Here is a 6,000-nt window from a genome sequence, read left to right on the forward strand (position 1 = left end):
CAAGGAGTAGGTAAGATGACGCTCACGCAGGGTCGCTTCATCGCTTACGAATACGACAGGATGGTCGTCCTGTTCTCGATGCTCGACGGCGAGAAGGAGATTCCCTGCGCGGTCTCGACCTCCGCCATGGATGAACTGGAAGGTGTGGTGCGCGCGAGAGCGAGCCAGCGTGAGCCGCAATTCATGCGGTTACGCGAGCGCATCGAGGCGTGTGCCGACGGCAAATATCAGGCGACCGAGTTCGAGGGGTCGCCGCCCGGCATCATCCTGCGCAGCATCGATTTCCGGAAACGGCGATAGCAGCTCTCCCGGGAGACAAGCGCTCAGAGTGGTCCCCATAGGAACGGGCGGAGTAGTTCTCCGTTACTTCACCGTCGGATTTTGGAGCCGAATTTACGGCATTTGAAAAGGTGCAGAAACCTGGCAATTGAACTCTGAGAAAAGGCCCGTCGTGCTGGTCGTAGAGGACGAGGCATTGCTGCTTATGGATGCGGGTTTTGAAGCTGTGGAGGCTGCTAACGCGGCTCAAGCCATCGAAGTATTAGAATCCAGGATGGATCCCGCATTGTCTTCTCGGACATCGACATGCCCCAAGGGGTCGACGGCGTGAGGCTGGCAGCTATCATCCGTGAGCGATGGCCACAGATCGAAATCATTCTAACTTCCGGATTTCTGGAAACGTCCCGGAAAAAGGCAAAACGGACTTCCTCCTGGCGGCGATCCCTCTCGCATTTCGCCATCATCTGTCGGCGCTGATCAGCAAGGTCACGACTGCGGGCAATCGCTCGGTCGGCAGCATCCTTCCCGTGCTGGGCCGGGCGGTAGCTTTTTGGCTTCCTCTCGCAATCGATTGGCTTCTTCGGCGAGACGTTCTTTCGAAGAAAGTATGTTTGATCGGGCGGCGGCGCTGCATGACACAACCTCAGTGCTTACCGGTCCTAATCGTAGGGTTTGCACTTCCGATAAATCCTAATATGCCGCTGACTGCCCTTCGGTTTCCAGCGGACACAAATCGAACTAGGACACCAAAACCAGGATACGGGGGCCACAACCTGTCTTGAACGCAGCAGATGCCGACCGAATGTCCGTTGAGGGTCAGACTCGGAAGTTCCCGATTTTTGCGACGCTATTGCCCTCCACTTGCGAAAGTCGCCCAGGAACCGGCGTTACCTCTCTTCAGCTTAGGGGCAGATACAACGGCAAAACCAACTAGAGAGCGGGCAATTGCCGAAACCAACGCCCGAAGTAAAATCGATCGATGCACCGAGTCCGCTTCTAATCTTACTCAAACGGTTGCTATCCGACTTTAATTGTCAGTATCCGGGATACCCGACGAATACCGACAGCTTTGCGCGGAGGATGATCCGATGGGGTCCAACAGTGCAGCTTCGATACTAGACCGCATTCTTGATACGGCGGCGGACAATCTCAGGATCGCAAAGATTCTGGTTCAGATGGGTCTCGATCCGAACAACATCACCTACGACGCACTATTCAACCGGCTGCTGGAAATCGTGCTGGCCAACATCACGCTCGCCAACATGTTCGCTCTCGTTGGCGCCATCTTTCTTGCCGCTACCTTGCTGATGCAAACGATAGTGCCGCTGCGCGTCGCAAACATGGTCGGCTGCATGTTCTTCGTTGCCTATGGCGCGCTCTCGGGAAATGTCGGGGCTTTCATCCTCTATCTGCTCTTGCTGCCGATCAATGCAATCCGCCTCCGTCAAATGCTCAATCTGATCAAAAGGGCACGTATCGCGACGGAGGGCGATACCTCATTGGAATGGCTCAAACCGTTCATGACTGAGCGCAGATATCGCCGGGGAGACAAATTGTTCAAGAAGGATGATGCAGCTTCCGAAATGTTCCTGACGGTCACAGGAACGTTTTTGGTCAGGGAAATCGGCGTCGAGCTTCCGCCGGGACGTCTCATGGGCGAACTCGGTTTCCTTACGCCCAATCGGCGGAGAACCGCGACCGTCGAATGCATCGAAGACGGGCAAGTGATGGCTATTACTTATGAAAAGCTGCTCGAGATTTTTTTTCAGAATCCACAATTCAGCTATTACTCTCTTGTGCTGACCAGCCAGCGCTTGCTCGAGAACATATCGCGGCTGGAAGGAATTATCGCACAAGAAAAGACCGCGCGGCAGATTTTAGCCACGGATGACATAGCTTAACCCTTGGCTCTTGATGTCCCGCACTTTTGGTAACAGGACATCCCGACGCAGCGCAGGTCTCGCGATGCAACGACGTCCGGTTTGGGGTCAAAAGCGGCGGTGCATCCCAGCATGGACAGGCGTCCGGTCTGCCACCGACAGCCGACGTAACAACGGCTTGGGCGTTGGTCGGCTCGGGGCCAGAAGCAGACCAGCTCGCGCAATGGCCCGTTTCGCGTGGTCTTTCAGCCTACGGATGCGCCTGCCTTTGCCCGGCTGATTCCGAGGACCAGAATGCGATGCAACAGGTCGGGGTAATCAAGCCCGTCATACCGAGCGGCTGTAGCGAACTCCTGGCTCTTCGCTATTTCAGGGTTGGGATTGGCTTCGATGAAATACGGAGTGCCGTCGGCAGAAAGGCGAAAGTCGATGCGTGCGTATCCATCGAGCCCCAGCGTCCGGTAGATGCGTTTCGCCGTTCGCTGAATGCCGGCGGATACCTCCGGCGCAAGGTCCTTGGCCGGCCCATCTACAATTCCGACGCGTTCCTGATAACTCGGATCGTGTTTGGCCTTTTCGGTGGCTATCTGCCGTGCCCCCTGACCGCCCATGCTGCCGAACTTCAATTCCCAGACCGGCAGAACGCGCAGCCGATTGTTGCCGAGCACGCCGACATATAGTTCACGTCCTTCGATGTACTGTTCGGCGATGGCGGCAGTACCGAGCCGCTCGTGAACGAACGCGACGCGCTCTGCGAGCTGCTCGTCCGTATCGACGATGGATGCTTGCGAGATTCCGAAGGACCCATCCTCGTTCAGGCTCTTGACGACCAGCGGCAGCGCAAGGCGCGCCGGCCGTTTGACCTTGTGGCGTATCGGAAACACGGCAAAGGCGGGCACCGCGATCCGGCGATGGTGCACCAGTGTCTTGGATAGATCCTTGCCGCGCGCCAGGATCAGGCCGCGCGGGTTACACCCGGTATACGGGATTTTCATCAGCTCGAGATAGCTGGCGATATGCTGGGCATACGCGGACGCATAGTGGAATTCCTCCAGCAACGTGAATACCACATGGGGCTTGAAACCTTCGATCTCGTCGCGCACCGGCTTGATTTCCTCCTGCACGCCGAGCGGGTGAACGTCATGGCCAGCCCCACGCAAGGTGCTCACGACGTCGAATTCCGTTTTCCATGCGTTGACTTCCCGCGCGGTGTATCCGTCGGTCGAGTCCGGGGGCACGCAGTCCGGATGCATCAGCACTAGAATGCGCAGACGTCTCATAGCGCGATCCATTTGCGCCGCGACGGGCCGAACAGCGCGTGCATGGTCTTGGCGGTCAACAGGACGGTGAAGTCGAGCACAAGCTTCCGTTCGGAGCCGGGGGCACGCAGATCGAGTTCGCGGCAGCGGGAGATCATATCGTCAAGAACGGCATCGAGCGTAAGCTGGTTCTCGCCCGTCCACCGCGCAACCAGCTGTCTGATCTGGGCACGGTGCCGTCTGATAAAAACCGAAGCCGGTTGCTGCCGCCGATGCCGTGGGTCAGCAGAGAACAGGCGGGAGAGGTCGCGGTCGTATGTCTTCGGTGGCTTGAAGGCGTAGAACGCCTGCTTTTTTTGGTAATGCTCGCCAAGCGTTTGACTGAGCTTATGCAGCGGATCGGTACGCTCGCGCGTCGTGACTGGCGGCCGCTTCCCTGCTATCTCGCCCATCAGCTCGTCGACATATTCAAGCTTCTTCAGCGCTGGCCAACCGGCATACCGTGTCCGCCAGTTCGACCGCGGCCGCAACCACACTGCAAAGGTTTCGGCGAAATCTTCGTCCGGATGGCTCTGCGCGTACCAGAGCCGAAGATGCTGGACATAACGCCGGCTAGCCGGATTGGGCCGGTAGTAGAGGGGGTAGTGTTTCGAAGACGGGCCGAACAACTGCTGCCAACGCCGGCGGCGTTGCAGCTGGTAGGCGTGCTGCACGGCATGGCCTGCCTCGTGACGGAGAATGGCCATGCACTCGGACCAGGTGCCACCCTCCACGTCAAGCATCATTTTCTTCTCGATCTTCATAAGTCGGGGATGGGCGAGATAGAATGGGATGGCGATGCCCGGCACATTTGCCGGACTAAACCATTCGCTCGATATCCATGCGTGTGGCCGCAGCCGGATGCCCCGCGCCTGAAGCTCTTCGTATAGAGTTCTGAGACAATCCTCGAGCCAGGTGTCTTCGACCGAAACCTTCAGGCTACTGAGGCGTTGCTCGAGCAACTGCTCGTCCGACAGCTTTTCCCAAGTATATTTCCGACGTGGCATAGGCATCCAGAAGCCATAAAAACGCACCTGGATGGTGTCATAGGATGCTGCTGGCAACAACCGCCGAGTCTTGGCGGCGTGCCGTTGTTCGATGGCCGCGTCGGCTTGGGTCAAAAGCGCCGATTGGAAGGTCGACCAGTCACTTCCGATCTACCCCGATAAGCAGACGATTTCCGATCGTGCGCGGACTTCGCAGTCGGGCCATTTCCGGACTTCGCAGCAACGAAGGTCCAATTCCGCGATCATCACCGGGTACTGCCGGCGCCGGGGATAGCGCGACTAAGAGCACCTTTACAATAATCGTCCAGCTTGGCGGCAGCAGACCTCAGGCAAGACTCGAGGCGGCCCTGTCCGGGTTCGACGCTGGCACACTCTCGGTTGAGCCGCTCCCTGCATGTCTTGTCAACCGCACTAAGCCTAGCAAGTGCCAAGAGGCACGCATCTGAAAGTTCCTGGATGTGCTCTCGAAAACAGGCGCGGAGACTGTCTCGACCTGGCTGTATTCCGGCGCACAACCTCATCTCGTCCGCTGTGCAGGGTCCTACTGGCTTTTGCGCAGTCGCACTCGACGCCAACAGCATGAGGGCGACGCAAATCATCAGAGTGATCTTTATCATCGACGATTTCATCCTTGGGCGGCACCGCGGCTTCGTGTGCTCTCCGACATCGAGTTTCCGGAGGCGGCCGACGACTTGTGTTGATTTAGATCAACTCTTGCCCGCTTTGGGTCAATCGCGCCGGTTTGCGCCGCAGCCCGAGACTTCCGGTCTACCCGCAACTGCGGACATGTCCGCGCTGCGCAAACTGTCGCGAAGGGCCAAAAGCTGACTTTAAGTGTTGGCGCTTTGCGCGGCGATGGGCTTTGCCGCCCGGGTCCGCGNGCCATGGTGCGCCGCGCATCCACAAGGGTGCCACCTATCCCGCACCTGCGGTTGAGCCGTAAATAGCCTCGGCCCAAGAGCCAATGGTGTGCACTTTCTCAAGCTCCAGATTTGTCGGATACCCTTTCACGTCAGACTCCAAGTCGTTGATCTTTGGAGCGATTACGTCAAGNCCGNCTCGCGTATCAGGATCATTCAGCGCGCNGGCAAGAGCTTGATCGTCNCGCCATACCCACCTCCCATGTTCTACTCGCGCGTAGACTGCACCCGTCTTGTAACTGGCGAAATTGATAACTGGAATCCAGCGAACACACCGCCTCAAAAAATCGGTGTTACATTCAGGTGCAAAATTCTTTCCGCGGTACACTTCTTCTGGTCCCTTAGCGCGGATGTTTATCTTTCTGAACCTTTCAATATCCAACATGCTCTTAACATCGAGGATGGTCATTTCGCCATTCCAGCCAAATGCCACGGTTCGCGGANGCTGGCCCTCGGGTACACTGTTATCGAGAAACTCGTAGTGAACGCGCTTTCCGACAGCCAGCGCCCAAGTNAAGAACAATTCAGGCATACCAGTAAACGCTTCGACATTGTGCGCTAGGAGGTCCTCAACGGCTTTATATCTACCGACCTTCAATCCTCGTTTCCAAGCTCG

General features: G+C 57.4%; 4 protein-coding genes. 2 read left to right on the forward strand and 2 right to left on the reverse strand.

What is annotated here, in order from left to right; all coding sequences use genetic code 11:
* Positions 1-15: 15 nt before the first annotated feature.
* A complete protein-coding gene (locus tag YY7_RS0131065; protein WP_028166631.1) occupies positions 16-300 on the forward strand; it encodes a DUF1488 domain-containing protein in 285 nt (94 codons plus the stop codon).
* Positions 301-1,367: 1,067 nt separating this feature from the next.
* A complete protein-coding gene (locus YY7_RS0131070) occupies positions 1,368-2,180 on the forward strand; it encodes a Crp/Fnr family transcriptional regulator (protein WP_028166632.1) in 813 nt (270 codons plus the stop codon).
* Between the two features lie 224 nt (positions 2,181-2,404).
* Here YY7_RS0131070 and YY7_RS0131075 read toward each other — a convergent pair whose 3' ends face one another.
* Positions 2,405-3,439 (reverse strand): D-alanine--D-alanine ligase family protein, encoded by a 1,035-nt coding sequence (locus YY7_RS0131075; RefSeq protein ID WP_028166633.1) that lies wholly within the window; start codon positions 3,437-3,439, stop codon positions 2,405-2,407.
* Positions 3,436-4,578, reverse strand: a complete 1,143-nt coding sequence (locus YY7_RS0131080) for a putative zinc-binding metallopeptidase (RefSeq protein ID WP_245287470.1) — start codon at positions 4,576-4,578, stop codon at positions 3,436-3,438. The genes YY7_RS0131075 and YY7_RS0131080 overlap by 4 nt, the downstream gene beginning before the upstream one ends.
* Between the last annotated feature and the right edge of the window lie 1,422 nt (positions 4,579-6,000).

Source organism: Bradyrhizobium elkanii WSM2783 (assembly GCF_000472865.1).
GTDB lineage: Bacteria > Pseudomonadota > Alphaproteobacteria > Rhizobiales > Xanthobacteraceae > Bradyrhizobium > Bradyrhizobium elkanii_A.

Bases quoted from the DNA above. Each gene is read 5' to 3' on its own strand.
- YY7_RS0131075 (WP_028166633.1), bottom strand. From the start codon at position 3,439: ATGAGACGTCTGCGCATTCTAGTGCTGATGCATCCGGACTGCGTGCCC.
- YY7_RS0131070 (WP_028166632.1), top strand. From the start codon at position 1,368: ATGGGGTCCAACAGTGCAGCTTCGATACTAGACCGCATTCTTGATACG.
- YY7_RS0131065 (WP_028166631.1), top strand. From the start codon at position 16: ATGACGCTCACGCAGGGTCGCTTCATCGCTTACGAATACGACAGGATG.